Origin of the sequence: Pseudomonas fluorescens, assembly GCF_001307275.1 — a bacterium.
In the GTDB taxonomy this organism is placed as follows: domain Bacteria; phylum Pseudomonadota; class Gammaproteobacteria; order Pseudomonadales; family Pseudomonadaceae; genus Aquipseudomonas; species Aquipseudomonas fluorescens_AA.
The window spans coordinates 4198311-4213145 of record NZ_CP012831.1 but is presented as its reverse complement, the minus strand read 5'-3'; the positions used below and the strand labels follow the sequence as shown (position 1 = coordinate 4213145).

The window sequence follows — 14835 nt, the reverse complement described above, 5'->3', positions numbered from 1 at the left end:
TGCGCTTTCAATTGATCTGGAAAGGATAAACCGCGCCAAGTTTAAGGATTTGTGTCAGTTCATCCAATGCCGCACGGCATTCGAGCAGCAACTGCGGGTCTGCCAGGTCATTTTCGGTCATGCGGTCGCGGTAGTGCCGCTCGACCCATTGGGTCAGCGAATCGTACAGCGGCGCGGTCATGATAACCCCTGGATTGACGGCCGCCAGCTCGGTTTCATTGAGGGCCACGCGCAACCTCAGGCAAGCCGGGCCGCCACCGTTCTGCATGCTTTGCTTGAGGTCGAAGACCTTCACTTCGCGAATCACCCCGCCAGCGCCCGTCAGGCCTTGCAGGTATTGCCAGACGCGTTCGTTGCCGCGGCATTCTTCCGGCACGATCAAGAGCATGGAGCCGTCGGGGCGCGACAGCAGCTGGCTATTGAACAGGTAGGAACGTACCGCGTCATCGACAGTCACCGCCGAACGCGGCACGCACACCGACTGAAATTTCCCACCAACCTTGGCGAGTTTGCTGCTCAACTCGGCCAACATCCTGTCGGTCTCGAGAAACGCGTCCTCGTGATAGAACAGCACTTCGCCATTGCCCACCGCGATCACGTCGTTGTGGAACACACCCTGGTCGATCACCGACGGATTCTGTTGGGCGTACACCACGCCCTCCTCCCGCAGCCCATGCAGGCGGGCAACGGCCTGGGAGGCTTCCAGGGTCTGGCGCGCCGGGTACTTCTGCGGTGCGGGATAACGGGTGTCGAAGGCGCTGCGACCGAAGACGAAGAATTCGACGCCGGCCTCGCCGTAGGCGCGGCAGAAACGGGTGTGGTTGGCCGCACCTTCATCGCCGAACTGCGCCACCGCCGGCAACGCGGCGTGGTGGGCGAAGTGCTGCTGGTCGGCAAACATCGCCCCCAACACGCGACTGGTGGTCGGATGCTCGATGCTACGGTGGTACTTGCAGTTCAGGTTGGCGGCGGTGAAATGCACGCGACCATCGGCGGTGTCGGCACTTGGGCTGACCGTGGCGGCGTTGGCCACCCACATGCTGGACGCCGAGCAGCTGGCGACCAACAGCGGCATCGCTTCCTTCGCGGCCTGCTGGATCACCTGGGCATCGCTGCCGGCAAAGCCCAACCGGCGCAGGGCCGCCACGTCCGGGCGCTCCTGTGGCGCCAGCACGCCTTGCTGGAATCCCATGTCCATCAGCGCTTTCATTTTCGCCAGGCCCTGCAACGCCGCTTCCTTGGGGTTGGAGGACTGCTGGCTGTTGCTCTGGGACGCGACGTTGCCGTACGAGAGCCCGCCGTAGTTATGGGTCGGCCCCACTAGACCGTCAAAGTTGACTTCATAGGATTTCATCAGCGAGGCTCCACGAGAATCTGTTTTTTATAGGCATCAATTACAACTGCGTCGCGGCTATCGCGGGCAAGCCTTGCTCCCACAGGTTTTGCATAGGCCCTGTGGGGACAAGCCTTGCTCCCACAGGTTTTGCATAACCCCTGTGGGGACAAGCCTTGTTCCCACAGGTTTTGCATAACCCCTGTGGGGACAAGGCTTGCTCTCACAGGTTTTGCATAACCCCTGTGGGAGCAAGGCTTGCCCGCGATGGCGGTCTCAAGACATGCGCACACCGGGGGTCAGGGCAGCCGGCATGACAAGGCTCGGGGTCTCCAGGGAAGCCACCGGGTACGCGCAATAATCGGCCGCGTAATAAGCACTGGCGCGATGGTTGCCCGAGGCACCGACACCGCCGAACGGGGCGCTGCTGGCGGCGCCGGTCAGCTGTTTGTTCCAGTTGACGATACCGGCGCGGCTCTGCAGCCAGAATTGCTGGTAACGCGCCTGGGAATCAGACAGCAACCCGGCCGCCAGGCCGTACTGCGTATTGTTGGCCTCGGTGATGGCCGCGGCGAAGTCCGTGTAGCGGATCACTTGCAGCAACGGCCCGAACAGCTCTTCATCAGGACGCTCGGCCACGGCAGTCACATCCAGGATACCCGGCGTCAGCAATGCCGCCTGGGGCTGCGGCTGGGTCATGGCCAACAGCGGCACGGCGCCTTTGCCCAGCAAATGGTTTTGCGCGTCCATCAGCGCCTTCGCCGCCCCCAGGGAAATCACCGAGCCCATGAACGGTGCCGGTTGCTGGTCGAAGGCACCGACTTCAAGGGTCGAGCTGACCGCCACCAGGCGCGCCAGCAAGGCATCGCCCCAGGCGCCTTCCGGCACCAGCAGACGGCGCGCACAGGTGCAGCGCTGCCCGGCGGAAATGAAAGCGGACTGGATAATGGTGTAGACCGCCGCATCGACGTCCGCCACCTCATCCACCACCAGCGGGTTGTTACCGCCCATTTCCAGCGCGAGGATCTTGTCCGGACGCCCGGAAAATTGTTGATGCAGCAGATTGCCGGTGCGGCTGGAGCCGGTGAAGAACAACCCGTCGATACCTGGGTTCGCTGCCAGGGCGATACCGGTTTCCCGCGCGCCTTGCAGCAGGTTCAGCACACCCGCCGGCAGACCGGCCTCGACCCAGCACTTGACCGTCAGCTCGGCGACTTTCGGTGTCAGCTCGCTCGGCTTGAACAACACGCTGTTGCCGGCCAGCAGCGCTGGCACGATATGACCGTTGGGCAAGTGACCGGGGAAGTTGTAGGGACCGAAGACCGCCACCACGCCATGGGGCTTGTGGCGCAGCACGGCGGTGGCGTCGCCCAGGGGGCCGCTCTTCTCGCCGGTCCGCTCGCGGTAGCTCTGCACCGAAATGGCGACTTTATTGACCATGCTGGTCACTTCGGTCGCCGCTTCCCACAACGGCTTGCCAGTTTCTTCACCGATGCACTGGGCCAGTTCGTCAGCGTGGCTTTTCAGGGCCGCGGCAAAAGCTTCCAACACCTGGATGCGTTCATCCAGCGAGCGCCGCGCCCAGTCCGGGAACGCCTGGCGCGCGGCCTGCACCGCCGATTCCACTTGCGCCGCCGTGGCACCGTTGCCCGACCACAACACTTGCTGGGTCACTGGGTTCAACGACTCAAAGAGGTCGCCCTGGCCTTCCAGCCAGCTACCTGCGATGTACAACGAATTCATCATTTCGACTCCCGGGCAGCGGACAACGCAACGGCACGCACCTGATCGCCGGCATTGAGTTGAAGACGCTTGGCGGTCAGCGGATCGACCACCAGAGTGCCTGCGGCGAAGCGCGCCGGTGCAGCGGTGATGCGGCAGTCTTCGCGCTTGCGGTTATGGATGAGGAACGGCGTGGCGTCATCGCCCGGCGTGCCGATGGCCAGCACCAGCGCTTGGCTGTCGCGAATCGCGCGGATCTTGCCGGTCTCGCACTCCACCGCCGGGCCGGCGTCGAAGATGTCGACGTAACCCTGATAGCTGAAACCTTCGCTCTTGAGCATCGACAAGGCCGGTTCAGTGTCCGGATGAACCTGGCCAATCACGGCCCGGGCACCTTCGGACAGGAAACAGGTGTACAGCGGGAATTTGGGCATCAGTTCAGCGATGAACGCCTTGTTGCCCACGCCGGTGAGGTAGTCGGCCTGGCTGAACTCCATTTTGAAGAAATGCCGGCCCAGGCTTTCCCAGAACGGCGAACGGCCGTTGTCGTCGGACATGCCGCGCATCTCGGCAATGATCTTGTTGCCGAACAACTGCGGGAACTCGGCAATGAACAACAGCCGCGCCTTGGCCAGCATCCGGCCATTGAGGCCACTGCGGTAGTCGGCGTGGAGGAACAACGAGCACAGCTCGGAATTGCCGGTCAGGTCGTTGGCCAGGAACAGGGTCGGGATTTCCCGATAGATGTTCAATTCCTGGGAAGCACTGACCGTCAGGCCGACCCGAAAGTTGTACCAGGGCTCACGCAGCCCCACGGCACCGGCGATGGCGGAAATGCCCACCACGCGCCCGTCATCGTCTTCGAGCACGAACAGGTAGTCCGCATCACCGCGCCCGGCTTCGCCGCGAAAGGTCTTCTCGGCCCAACCGACCCGATGGGCCAGGCGCTCTTCATTGGCCGGCAAGGTGGTCAGGCCGGTGCCCGTGCTGCGGGCCAGGGCGATCAGAGCGGGTAAATCGCTGCTGCGTACGGGACGAACGATCATGCTATCTCCTCAAACGGGCCGCTTGCGCCACCCGCGAAACTCATTAAACCGCCACCAGGCGCACGCTGGCGCCTTCGCCAACGCCCAAGGCTTCGGCCGCTTCCATATCCAGGGTCACCGGTTTGCCCGGCGCGTAGTCGAGTTCGAGCAGCACGGCGCGGTAATCCTGCAACTGGGCATTGGCCACCAGGTATTGCCGGCCGGCGCCCTTGACCGGTTCGCCGATCTTCACCGGCACCACGCGGCTCTGGGCGATCGAGCGGATGCCCGAGACGCGGGCATGCAGGGTCGGGCCACCGTCGAAGATGTCGATGTAGTGATCGGTCTCGAAACCCTCGCGCATCAGGATGTCGAAGGTGATCTGCGCCCGCGGATGTACCTGGCCCATGGCTTCCTGGGCGGCATCCGGCAACAGCGGCACATAGATCGGGTAATGGGGCATCAGCTCGGCGAGGAAGGTACGGCTCTTCAGCCCGCACAGGCGCTCGGCGGCAGCGTAGTTGAGGTCGAAGAAGTTGCGACCGATGGCGTCCCAGAACGGCGAGTCGCCATTCTCATCGCTGTAGCCGACGATCTCGGTCACCACCGAATCGGCGAACCGCTCCGGATGGCTGGCGACGAACAACAGCCGCCCCCGTGAATTGAGTTCCGACCATGGCGAGCCCACCAGTTCCGGCACCACGTAGAAACTGGTCAGCAGGCTGTTGCCGGTCAGGTCGTGGCATTGGGAGAGCACGTGGATCTTGTTGTGGATCTTCAGCTCACGGGAGGCGTGCACGAAGGTCTCGTTGCGAAAGCTGTAGAACGGTTCGGAATAACCGGCCGACGCGACGATGGCCGAACAGCCCGCCAGCTTGCCGGTCGCGGTGTCTTCGAGGACGAAGAAATAGCTTTCTTCGCCGTTGAAGCTGACTTCGGCGGCAAACGAGGCTTCGCTTGCGGCGATCTTGTCGCTCAGGCGTTCCACGTCATCCGGCAAGGAAGTGACACCGATCGGACTGTCCGCAGCCAGACGCTGTACCTCGCCCAGATCCGCCATTTGCGCGGGGCGCATCACCAGCATGGTGTCACTCCTTAACTTGAAATAAAGGGTTCGACCCTCAGGTCGACACACAGAAAAAAAATACTGACTCCCTGTGGGAGCAAAGCTTGCTCGCGATGCAGGCAATGAGCTCTACCTGTCAAACCGAGGCGATCCCATCGCGAGCAAGCTCAGCTCCCACAAGAAACTGGCTCCCCATGGAGCCGGTTCAGTTTTTCGGGATCAGGCTTGCGTCAGCTTCGCCGCAGCCCGCTCGAAGCGGTCCAGGCCGGCGTCGATGTCGGCGTCTTCCACCACCAGGCTCGGGGCGAAGCGAATCACGTCCGGGCCGGCTTGCAGGATCATCAGGCCTTCCTGTTCGGCGGCGTTGAAGATGTCCTTGGCCTTGCCTTTCCAGGCATCGTTCAGCACGCAGCCGATCAGCAGGCCCAGGCCACGCACTTGGGTGAACAGGCCGTACTTCTCGCCGATCTGCTCCAGGCGCGCCTTGAACTTGGCGTGCTTGGTTTTGACACCACCGAGCACCTCAGGGGTATTGACCACATCGATCACCGCTTCGGCCACCGCGCAGGCCAGCGGGTTGCCGCCATAGGTGGTGCCGTGGGTGCCGACCACCAGGTGCTTGGCCAGGGCTTCGGTGGTGAGCATCGCCGCAATCGGGAAACCACCGCCCAGGCTCTTGGCGCTGGTGAGGATGTCCGGGACCACGCCGTAATGCATGTAGGCAAACAGATGACCGCTGCGGCCCATGCCGGTCTGCACTTCGTCGAACACCAAGAGCGCGTCGTGGGCATCGCACAGGTCGCGGGCGCCTTGCAGGTAGGCCTGCTCGGCCGGCAGCACGCCGCCCTCGCCCTGGATCGGCTCCAGCACCACGGCGCAGGTCTTGTCCGAGACAGCGGCTTTCAACGCGGCCAGGTCGTTATAAGGAACGTGGGTGATGCCAGTAATTTTAGGTCCGAAACCGTCGGAGTACTTCGACTGCCCGCCGACGTTGACGGTGAACAGGGTGCGACCGTGGAAGCTATTGAGCGCGGCGATGATTTCGTATTTTTCGCTGCCGAAACGATCGAACGCAACACGACGGGCCAGCTTGAAGGCGGCCTCGTTGGCTTCGGCGCCGGAGTTGCAGAAAAACGCGCGCTCGGCAAACGTCGCGTTGACCAGCTTGTGGGCCAGGCGCAGGGCCGGCTCATTGGTGAAGACGTTGGAGACGTGCCACAGCTTGTTGGCCTGTTCGGTCAGTGCGCCGACCAGCGCCGGGTGGGCGTGGCCCAGTACGTTGACTGCAATGCCGCCAGCAAAGTCGATCAACTCACGACCGGATTGGTCCCATACGCGGGAACCGGCACCACGCACAGGTATGAAGGCAGCAGGTGCATAGTTGGGAACCATAACCTGGTCGAAATCGGCGCGTTGTACCGCGGCTTGCTCAACGGACATCGGAGTCTCCTGATGAGGAACACCCGCCTGGAACTGGCGGGCTTGGTAAGGATTGTAAGGACAGTTTTCAGCCCGGCCTTGCCGCCAAGCGACAACTTCTTATAGCGCCAACCCACGTTTTGCGCGGGTTTACGGCAATGCGACAAATAGCGTCGCAAAGGCGCAGTTTAAACGTTGCCAGTGGATTTGAGGCGCCCGCCTCCACATTTCCGCTGCCAGACACAAAACACCTGTGGGAGCGAGCTTGCTCGCGATAGCGGTGTATCAGTCAGCATCGATGCTGGCTGGTCCGACGCCATCGCGAGCAAGCTCGCTCCCACAATTTTTTATGTCGACCGCCCTATCCGCAGCCTTGCCGCCTAGCCCCGCTCGGACGGCACCGAGGACAATTCGAACGGGCTGCTGCTGCGTCGCTGGTTGCGGTCTTCCCGCGGCGTGGCGCCGAAGAAGTTGCGGTAGGCGCTGGAGAAGTGTGGCCCCGAGGAGAAACCGCAGGACAGGCCGATCTGGATGATGGATTTGCTGGTCTGCATCAACATCTGCCGGGCCTTGTTCAGGCGCAGTTCCAGGTAATACTGGCTGGGCACGCGGTTGAGGTATTGCTTGAAGATCCGCTCCAGTTGCCGGCGGGATACACACACATGCTGGGCGATTTCGTCGGTGGTCAGCGGCTCTTCGATATTGGCTTCCATCAGCAGCACCGCCTGGGTGAGCTTTGGATGGCTGGAACCGAGGCGGTTCTGCAACGGGATGCGCTGGCGCTCGCCGCCTTCACGAATGCGCTCGACCACCAACTCTTCCGACACCGCACCGGCCAGCTCCGCACCGTGATCCCGGGCCAGGACCGCCAGCAACAGGTCCAGCACCGACATGCCGCCGCAAGCGCTCAGGCGATCGCGATCCCAGTCAAACAGATGGCTGGTGGCGATGACCTTGGGGAAACGCTCGGAGAAGTCGTCCTGCCAGCGCCAATGCACGGCGGCACGGTAACCGTCGAGCAAACCCAGCTGGGCCAAGGGATAGACACCCGCCGACAAACCACCGATCACGCAACCGGCACGCACCAGTTGCTTGAGGGCGCTGCTCAGGGGCGAGGCCAGTGCGGTCGGCGGCTCATCGGCCAGCAGGAACAGCTTCTGGAACCCCTCGAGCTTGCCGGCCCAAGGTTCGCCCGGCAATTGCCAGGCGCCGGCGGCCGGTGGCTCGGCCTGCAGGAACGACAGCTCGTAGACCACATCCGGATGCACCCGCTGAGCGACACGCAAGGCCTCCTCGGCCAGCGCCAGCGTCAAGGCTTTAGTGCTGGGCCAAATCAGGAAACCTATTCGATGGGCAGTCATGGCGGGCGATCCGAAGCGAAAACAGTGTTAAAGCCAAAAGCGGCTGCAACCAAATTAGACCATCTGGCGCGCGGTGCGCAGCATGACCCAAATCAGGTGCGTAACGGGAGCGATTACTTGAGGCTGCCCGAAAGAAATTGTTGCAGGCGCTCCGATTGCGGATTGACCAGCACTTCACGTGGGTTGCCGCTTTCTTCGACGATGCCCTTGTGCAGGAACACCAGCTGGTTCGAGACCTCGCGGGCAAAGCCCATTTCGTGAGTCACCACCACCATGGTCCGACCTTCCACGGCCAGGGCCTGCATCACCTTGAGCACGTCGCCCACCAGCTCCGGGTCCAGCGCCGAGGTCGGCTCGTCGAACAGCATCACCTCAGGCTCCATCGCCAGCGCACGGGCAATCGCCACGCGCTGCTGCTCGCCGCCGGACATGTGGCCCGGGTAGGCATCCTTGCGATGGGCCACGCCGACCTTGTTCAGGTAGTGCTCGGCCTTCTCCCGCGCTTCAGCCTTGGCCACGCCCAGCACATGCACAGGCGCTTCCATGATGTTTTCCAGCGCGGTCATGTGGGACCACAAGTTGAAATGCTGGAACACCATCGACAGCCGCGAACGCATGCGCTGCAGTTGCTTGGGGTCCGCGGCCTTCATGGCGCCATCCTTGCCGGCGACCAGTTTCAGCTCTTCATTGTTGAGCAGAATCTTGCCGGCATGGGGTTGCTCGAGCAGGTTGATGCAACGCAGGAAAGTACTCTTGCCGGAACCACTGGAGCCGATGATGCTGATCACATCGCCAGCGGCGGCCTTCAGGGACACGCCCTTGAGCACTTCGTGACTGCCATAGCGTTTATGCAGGTCTTGGACTTCAAGCTTGTACATGCGGTCGGTTCTCACAAAACGTCAGTCGTTGAGCAGTCGATCGGATCGATGCGTTATCAGTGCTTGCGCGGGGCCAGGTAACCCAGCCAGCGGCGTTCGGCCAGTTTGAACAGGCGCACCAGAATGAAGGTCAGGCACAGGTAGAAAGCGCCGGCCGTGATGTAGGCCTCGAACGGCAAGTAATACTGCGCATTCACCGTGCGCGCCGCGCCGGTGATGTCGATCAGGGTCACGATGGATGCCAGGCTGGTGGTCTGCAACATCATGATCACTTCGTTGCTGTATTGCGGCAGCGCCCGACGCAAGGCCGACGGCAGCAGGATCCGGCGATACAGCTTGTAGCGCGACATGCCCATGGCCTTGGCCGCTTCGATCTCACCATTGGGCGTGGCCCGCAGGCTGCCGGCGATGATTTCGGCGGTGTAGGCGCTGGTGTTGATGGCAAACGCCAGGCACGCACAGAACGTCGCGCTGGACAGCCATGGCCAGAGGAAGCTTTCGCGCACGATCGCGAACTGCGCCAGCCCGTAATAGATCAGGAACAGCTGCACCAGCATCGGCGTGCCGCGGATCACGTAGGTGTAGAGCCAGGCCGTCATGTTGACGATCGGCTGCTTGGACACCCGCATCAGCCCCAGGGGCAACGCCGCCAGCAGGCCGAAGAACAGCGACAGGGCCAACAATTTGAGGGTGGTCAGCAAGCCACTGAAATACAGCGGCAAGGCTTCATAGATGACGTTGTAGTCGAAGATCATAGATCAGCCGCCCTTACGCCTACCGAGTAGCGCTTCTCAAGGTGACGCAACGCCAGCAACGAGACACTGGTGATCACCAGGTACATCGCCGCCACTGCGAGGAAGAAGGTGAAAGGCTCGCGAGTGGCATCCGCCGCCTGCTTGGCCTTGAACATCATGTCTTGCAAGCCCACCACGGAAATCAGCGCGGTAGCCTTGGTCAATACCAGCCAGTTGTTGGTGAAGCCCGGAATCGCCAGGCGAATCATCTGCGGCACCAGCACCCGGAAGAACACCTGGAAGCCGCTCATGCCATATGCCATGCCCGCCTCGGCCTGGCCCTTGGGAATCGCCATGAATGCACCGCGAAAGGTCTCCGACAGGTACGCACCGAAGATGAAGCCCAGGGTGCCGATACCGGCCGCCAACGGATTCAGGTCGATGTAGTCGTCATAGCCGAGCATCGGTGCCACGCGATTGAGCAAGTCCTGGCCGCCGTAGAAAATCAACAGGATCAGCACCAGGTCGGGAATGCCGCGAATGACCGTGGAATACAGGTCGCCCAGCCACGCCAGCCAGCGCACCGGAGAAAGGCGCAACGCAACGCCGATCAAACCCAGGACGATGGCCAGGGCCATCGACGACAAGGCGAGCTCAAGCGTCAACCATGCGCCATCGAGGATGACAGCCCCGTAGCCTTTCAACATGATTCAGGTCCTCGAAAGTGGGATGAAAAAATGGCGCAAACCGCAGAGATCCTGTTGCTTGCGCCATTTCGCACGAGTGGCGGGACGTCGTTACTTGCCGTAGATGTCGAAAGCGAAGTATTTGTCCTGGATTTGCTTGTACTTGCCGTTCTCGCGGAGGGCGGTGATCGCGCCATTGATCTTGTCTTTCAGCGCATCGCCCTTGCGAACCGCGATACCGATGCCGTCGCCGAAGTATTTCTCGTCGGTGAAGGCTGGACCTACGAATGCGAAGCCCTTGCCGGCATCGGTCTTGAGGAAGCCGTCATCCAACAGGGTAGCGTCTGCCACGGTGCCGTCGAGGCGGCCGGCAGCGACGTCCAGGTAGATTTCGTTCTGCGAACCGTACGGCTTGATCTCGGCACCCAGCGGAGCCAGGACTTCACGGGCGAAACGCTCGTGGATCGAACCACGCTGCACGCCGATGTTCTTGCCCTTGAGCTCGGCCAGGTTGTCGCTGACCTGGGTACCGGCCTTCATCACCAGACGGGCCGGGGTGTTGTAGTACTTGTTGGTGAAATCAACGGACTTCTTGCGATCTTCAGTGATGGACATGGACGACAGGATCGCGTCGATCTTGCGCACCTTCAGCGCCGGTATCAGGCCGTCGAATTCCTGCTCGACCCATACGCACTTGACCTTCATTTCTTCGCACAGCGCGTTGCCGATGTCGTAGTCGAAGCCGACGATGCTGCCATCCGGGGCTTTCGAGGCGAACGGAGGGTAAGCCGCTTCGATACCAATCTTCAGGGGCTTCTCATCAGCGAAGGTCGGCAGGGACAGCACGGACAGTGCCAGGGCGCCAAGCAGCACAAGTTTCTTCATCTTGGGACTCCATCGGTAAAGGGCAAAAACGGCAGAGTGAGCAACAGCCCAATATGCGAATGGGTGGAACGAACGTGGGTGCTGCGTCCTGGGAAGCTCACGGTTTATCCAACGCGAGCCACGACGAGCGAGTGATCGGCATTCTAACGACAGGCCCGAAGCCGATATTTCTTCAATGCGACAACAAATTACAGAAGCACCGAGAAAGCGGTTCGAGCACATTGACAGCCCCGCAAATTCATGCAAGAGCAAAAGAAGGGAAACCGATCTATGCTGCAAATAGCGGGCCCATTATTCGCAAACCCTTCTAATCCGGCAAGCACAGCGTGTCGGCTTATTTTCCGGAACGCCCGGAGCCGCCCTGTAACGGGGCTTCGCGTTTCACATCGCCCCGTTGTGGCGCCTTTGGTTACACATTTCGAAACACCGGTAACGTTCAGACACCTCCCACTTCAAACGCCGATATTTATTCATTCGCCGAACCCGTGGCGAGGGAGCTTGCTCCCGCTGGGCTGCGAAGCAGCCCCAAAGCCAGGCACCGCGGTCGTTCGAACCCCCAACCTGTGGCGAGGGGATTTATCCCCGTTGGGCTGCGAAGCGGCCCTAAAACCAGGCAACTCGGTGTATCAGGAAGAATGAGTCGGGGATCTTGGGGCTGCTTCGCAGCCCAGCGGGGATAAATCCCCTCGCCACAAAGGCCATGCGACGCGCACAAAAAAGCCCCGCCAGGCAAATGCCAGGCGGGGCTTCTTGAGGTCACAAACCGCCGTCAGGCAACGTTCATGGTCTTGTGCGTCTCGATCAAGTGCGCCACCACACCCGGGTCGGCCAGGGTGGAGATATCACCCAACCCGTCGTATTCCGCCGTGGCGATCTTGCGCAGGATGCGGCGCATGATCTTGCCGGAACGGGTCTTCGGCAGCCCTGGTGCCCACTGGATCACATCCGGCGAGGCAATCGGACCGATCTCCTTGCGCACCCAGTTCTTCAGTTCCAGGCGCAGGGCCTCGCTGGTTTCTTCGCCGGCATTGAGGGTGACGTAGACATAGATGCCCTGCCCCTTGATGTCGTGCGGCACACCCACCACCGCCGCTTCGGCGACTTTCGGGTGGGCGACCATGGCGCTCTCGATCTCGGCCGTGCCCATGCGGTGGCCGGACACGTTGAGCACGTCATCCACTCGACCGGTGATCCAGTAGTAGCCGTCCTCGTCGCGACGGGCGCCGTCACCGGTGAAGTACATGCCGCTGAAGGTCTTGAAGTAGGTGTCGACGAAACGGTCATGATCGCCGTACAGCGTACGCGCCTGGCCTGGCCACGAATCGAGGATCACCAGGTTGCCTTCGGCCGCGCCTTCGATCAGGTTGCCGAGGTTGTCCACCAGCGCCGGCACCACACCAAAGAACGGGCGAGTGGCCGAACCCGGCTTCAACGCCGTGGCGCCTGGCAATGGGCTGATCAGCACGCCACCGGTCTCGGTCTGCCACCAGGTGTCGACGATCGGGCAACGTTCCTTGCCGACATTCTTGTAGTACCAGTCCCAGGCTTCCGGGTTGATCGGCTCGCCCACCGAACCCAACAGGCGCAGGCTGCTGCCATCGGCGCCTTCGACAGCGGCGGTGCCCGAGGCCATCATCGCGCGGATGGCGGTTGGCGCGGTGTAGAGGATGCTGACCTTGTGCTTGTCGATGACCTTGGCCACCCGGGTGATGTCCGGGTAGTTCGGCACGCCTTCGAACAGCAGCGTGGTCGCGCCATTGGCCAGCGGGCCGTAGACGATATAGCTGTGGCCGGTGACCCAGCCCACGTCGGCGGTGCACCAGTAGACCTCACCTGGCTTGTAGTCGAACACGCGCTCATGGGTCAGCGCTGCATACAGCAGGTACCCGGCCGTGGTGTGCTGCACGCCCTTGGGCTTGCCGGTGGAACCGGAGGTGTAGAGGATGAACAGCGCTTCCTCGGCGCCCATTTCCTTCGGCGCGCAAACGGTGCCGGCCACCTTCATCAGGTCTTCGTACCAGATGTCGCGGTGCTGGTTCCACTTGATGTTGCCAGCCGTGCGCTTGCACACGATGACTTTCTGGATGCTGCTGGTTTCCGGGTTGGTCAGCGCGTCATCGACGTTAGCCTTGAGCGGGATCTTCTTGCCAGCGCGAACGCCTTCGTCGGCGGTGATCACCACTTTGGATTTGCAGTCGATGATCCGGCCGGCCAGCGCTTCAGGGGAAAAGCCGCCGAACACCACCGAGTGAATCGCACCGATCCGGGTACAGGCCAGCATCGCGACCACGGCCTCAGGGATCATCGGCATGTAGATGGTCACCACGTCGCCGCGATGCACGTCCTGGCCACGCAGGGCGTTGGCGAACTTGCAGACTTCTTCGTGCAGTTCGCGATAGGTGATGTTGCGGCTCTCGGACGGGTCATCGCCCTCCCAGATAATCGCAATTTGATCGCCGCGCTCGGCCAGGTGACGGTCGAGGCAGTTGTAGGACACGTTCAAGGTGCCGTCGGCGAACCACTTGATATCGACATGGTGATCGTCGAAGGAGGTCTGTTTCACCGTGGTGAACGGTTTGATCCAGTCGAGGCGCTTGGCCTGCTCGCGCCAGAAGCCATCCGGGTTGACGACCGACTGCTGATACATCGCCTTGTAGGTCGCCTCGTCAGTCAACGTACTGGCCGCAACCTCGGGGCGAACGGGATACAGAGAAGCCGCACTCATCTTTCTTACCTCGGAGACATAGTTGTTTTTGTATGGTCCCGTTGTAGCCCGGGGCGGGCCTATAGAACCATTCGACGATGGTAGTAACAAGTCCCTACAAAATGTCGGTACTAACGTGCAACCCCGCTCCCGCCAGGCTTTCCCTGTGTAGCAGCCGAGCCTGTGGGAGCCGAGCTTGCTCGCGATGGCGGCAGCACATCCAACATAGATGCGGCAGACAATCCCCTCACCTGCAGCGATTATTACCAGATCAACCAACAGTGTTTATCAAAACCAAGGCTTTTTGCGCCCAGCCCCACTCCCTAAAATTCATCTCGCCAACCGGCAAACACGATTAACGCAACACAGCCCCCACGAAGGCCGTTAATCCAACTTCCAATACTTGCTCCACACGCAACCCCAAAAAGGTTGCGTGACCCCACTCGACCTCAAGAAAGGTGAATCAGATGAAAGCTTTATGGGTTCTGGTCCTCGGCAGCCTGTGCGCCACCGCGATGGCGGATGAGGCCCCGACCGATGTTGCACAGCAAAAACCGGCCATTGAGGAGTACACCTACTCCACCCACCTGGACATCGCCAAGGTCATCTCCATGAGCGACATCCCGAATGTCTGCGAAGTGGTCCCGGCGAAGATGGAATACGACGACTCCAAGGGCCAGCGCCATATCCTGCGCTACAGCGTCATGGGCAACGGCTGCTCCAACGGCTGATCGACTTTGAACGAACCAGGAGCAACCACCATGAAAAGCAAACTGTTCTTCGCCTTGGCCCTGTCCGTACTGGCCGCCAATAGCTTCGCCGCCGACGGTTTCGATCGCACCGGTTCAGCCGCCGCCATCGACCGCTACAACCCCACGGATGCTGCCACGGTCGCCACCGACGGTCACGACCACACCGACCCGACCACTGTCGCAACCGATGGCAACGACCGCACCGGTTCGGCCCGTACCGATTGATCATTACTGGCATTTTCCATGGCCCGGTCTCGATCGGGCCTGGTT

General features: G+C 61.5%; 13 protein-coding genes. 2 read left to right on the top strand and 11 right to left on the bottom strand.

Annotated features, from left to right (window positions below; genetic code table 11):
* Window positions 1–7: 7 nt before the first annotated feature.
* The 11 genes from astB to acs form a co-directional block, all read right to left on the bottom strand.
* Window positions 8–1354 carry an N-succinylarginine dihydrolase gene (gene astB, locus AO356_RS18770; RefSeq protein ID WP_060741011.1) on the bottom strand — a complete coding sequence of 449 codons (1347 nt, stop codon included), beginning with the start codon at window positions 1352–1354 and terminating at the stop codon, window positions 8–10.
* A 255-nt stretch (window positions 1355–1609) separates the two neighbouring features.
* Window positions 1610–3079, bottom strand: a complete 1470-nt coding sequence (gene astD, locus AO356_RS18765) for a succinylglutamate-semialdehyde dehydrogenase (RefSeq protein ID WP_162491246.1) — start codon at window positions 3077–3079, stop codon at window positions 1610–1612.
* Window positions 3076–4101 carry an arginine N-succinyltransferase gene (gene astA, locus AO356_RS18760; RefSeq protein WP_060741009.1) on the bottom strand — a complete coding sequence of 342 codons (1026 nt, stop codon included), beginning with the start codon at window positions 4099–4101 and terminating at the stop codon, window positions 3076–3078. The genes astD and astA overlap by 4 nt, the downstream gene beginning before the upstream one ends.
* Before the next feature lie 43 nt (window positions 4102–4144).
* Window positions 4145–5164, bottom strand: coding sequence for an arginine/ornithine succinyltransferase subunit alpha (gene aruF / locus AO356_RS18755; RefSeq protein WP_003178851.1), 1020 nt, complete (start codon window positions 5162–5164; stop codon window positions 4145–4147).
* A 201-nt stretch (window positions 5165–5365) separates the two neighbouring features.
* The gene (locus AO356_RS18750) at window positions 5366–6586 is read right to left on the bottom strand and encodes an aspartate aminotransferase family protein (RefSeq protein WP_060741008.1); all 1221 of its coding nucleotides are present in this window, start codon (window positions 6584–6586) and stop codon (window positions 5366–5368) included.
* Between the two features lie 359 nt (window positions 6587–6945).
* Entirely contained in the window at window positions 6946–7926 is a 981-nt protein-coding gene (locus AO356_RS18745) for a GlxA family transcriptional regulator (RefSeq protein WP_060741007.1), read from the bottom strand.
* A gap of 113 nt (window positions 7927–8039) precedes the next feature.
* A complete protein-coding gene (locus tag AO356_RS18740) occupies window positions 8040–8804 on the bottom strand; it encodes an ABC transporter ATP-binding protein (protein ID WP_060741006.1) in 765 nt (254 codons plus the stop codon).
* Between the two features lie 56 nt (window positions 8805–8860).
* Entirely contained in the window at window positions 8861–9559 is a 699-nt protein-coding gene (locus tag AO356_RS18735) for an ABC transporter permease (RefSeq protein ID WP_060741005.1), read from the bottom strand.
* Window positions 9556–10245 carry an ABC transporter permease gene (locus tag AO356_RS18730; protein WP_060741004.1) on the bottom strand — a complete coding sequence of 230 codons (690 nt, stop codon included), beginning with the start codon at window positions 10243–10245 and terminating at the stop codon, window positions 9556–9558. Before AO356_RS18730 ends, AO356_RS18735 begins: the two co-directional genes overlap by 4 nt.
* A 90-nt stretch (window positions 10246–10335) precedes the next feature.
* Complete coding sequence (locus tag AO356_RS18725) at window positions 10336–11109, bottom strand: ABC transporter substrate-binding protein (RefSeq protein WP_060741003.1); 774 nt, start codon at window positions 11107–11109, stop codon at window positions 10336–10338.
* Between the two features lie 769 nt (window positions 11110–11878).
* Entirely contained in the window at window positions 11879–13834 is a 1956-nt protein-coding gene (acs, locus tag AO356_RS18720) for an acetate--CoA ligase (RefSeq protein WP_060741002.1), read from the bottom strand.
* Between the two features lie 446 nt (window positions 13835–14280).
* Between acs and AO356_RS18715 the strand changes: the two genes are divergently transcribed.
* Both AO356_RS18715 and AO356_RS18710 read left to right on the top strand, forming a co-directional pair.
* Window positions 14281–14544: a DUF2790 domain-containing protein gene (locus tag AO356_RS18715; RefSeq protein WP_060741001.1), complete on the top strand. Its 264-nt coding sequence runs from the start codon at window positions 14281–14283 to the stop codon at window positions 14542–14544.
* A 30-nt stretch (window positions 14545–14574) separates the two neighbouring features.
* Window positions 14575–14790 (top strand): hypothetical protein, encoded by a 216-nt coding sequence (locus AO356_RS18710; RefSeq protein ID WP_060741000.1) that lies wholly within the window; start codon window positions 14575–14577, stop codon window positions 14788–14790.
* Window positions 14791–14835 lie beyond the last annotated feature (45 nt).

Excerpts from the sequence above, each read along its gene's own strand:
- AO356_RS18750 (WP_060741008.1), bottom strand. The coding sequence starts at position 6,586 with ATGTCCGTTGAGCAAGCCGCGGTACAACGCGCCGATTTCGACCAGGTT.
- astB (WP_060741011.1), bottom strand. The coding sequence starts at position 1,354 with ATGAAATCCTATGAAGTCAACTTTGACGGTCTAGTGGGGCCGACCCAT.
- AO356_RS18725 (WP_060741003.1), bottom strand. The coding sequence starts at position 11,109 with ATGAAGAAACTTGTGCTGCTTGGCGCCCTGGCACTGTCCGTGCTGTCC.
- acs (WP_060741002.1), bottom strand. The coding sequence starts at position 13,834 with ATGAGTGCGGCTTCTCTGTATCCCGTTCGCCCCGAGGTTGCGGCCAGT.
- AO356_RS18710 (WP_060741000.1), top strand. The coding sequence starts at position 14,575 with ATGAAAAGCAAACTGTTCTTCGCCTTGGCCCTGTCCGTACTGGCCGCC.
- aruF (WP_003178851.1), bottom strand. The coding sequence starts at position 5,164 with ATGCTGGTGATGCGCCCCGCGCAAATGGCGGATCTGGGCGAGGTACAG.
- AO356_RS18745 (WP_060741007.1), bottom strand. The coding sequence starts at position 7,926 with ATGACTGCCCATCGAATAGGTTTCCTGATTTGGCCCAGCACTAAAGCC.
- AO356_RS18735 (WP_060741005.1), bottom strand. The coding sequence starts at position 9,559 with ATGATCTTCGACTACAACGTCATCTATGAAGCCTTGCCGCTGTATTTC.
- astA (WP_060741009.1), bottom strand. The coding sequence starts at position 4,101 with ATGATCGTTCGTCCCGTACGCAGCAGCGATTTACCCGCTCTGATCGCC.
- AO356_RS18715 (WP_060741001.1), top strand. The coding sequence starts at position 14,281 with ATGAAAGCTTTATGGGTTCTGGTCCTCGGCAGCCTGTGCGCCACCGCG.
- AO356_RS18740 (WP_060741006.1), bottom strand. The coding sequence starts at position 8,804 with ATGTACAAGCTTGAAGTCCAAGACCTGCATAAACGCTATGGCAGTCAC.
- astD (WP_162491246.1), bottom strand. The coding sequence starts at position 3,079 with ATGATGAATTCGTTGTACATCGCAGGTAGCTGGCTGGAAGGCCAGGGC.
- AO356_RS18730 (WP_060741004.1), bottom strand. The coding sequence starts at position 10,245 with ATGTTGAAAGGCTACGGGGCTGTCATCCTCGATGGCGCATGGTTGACG.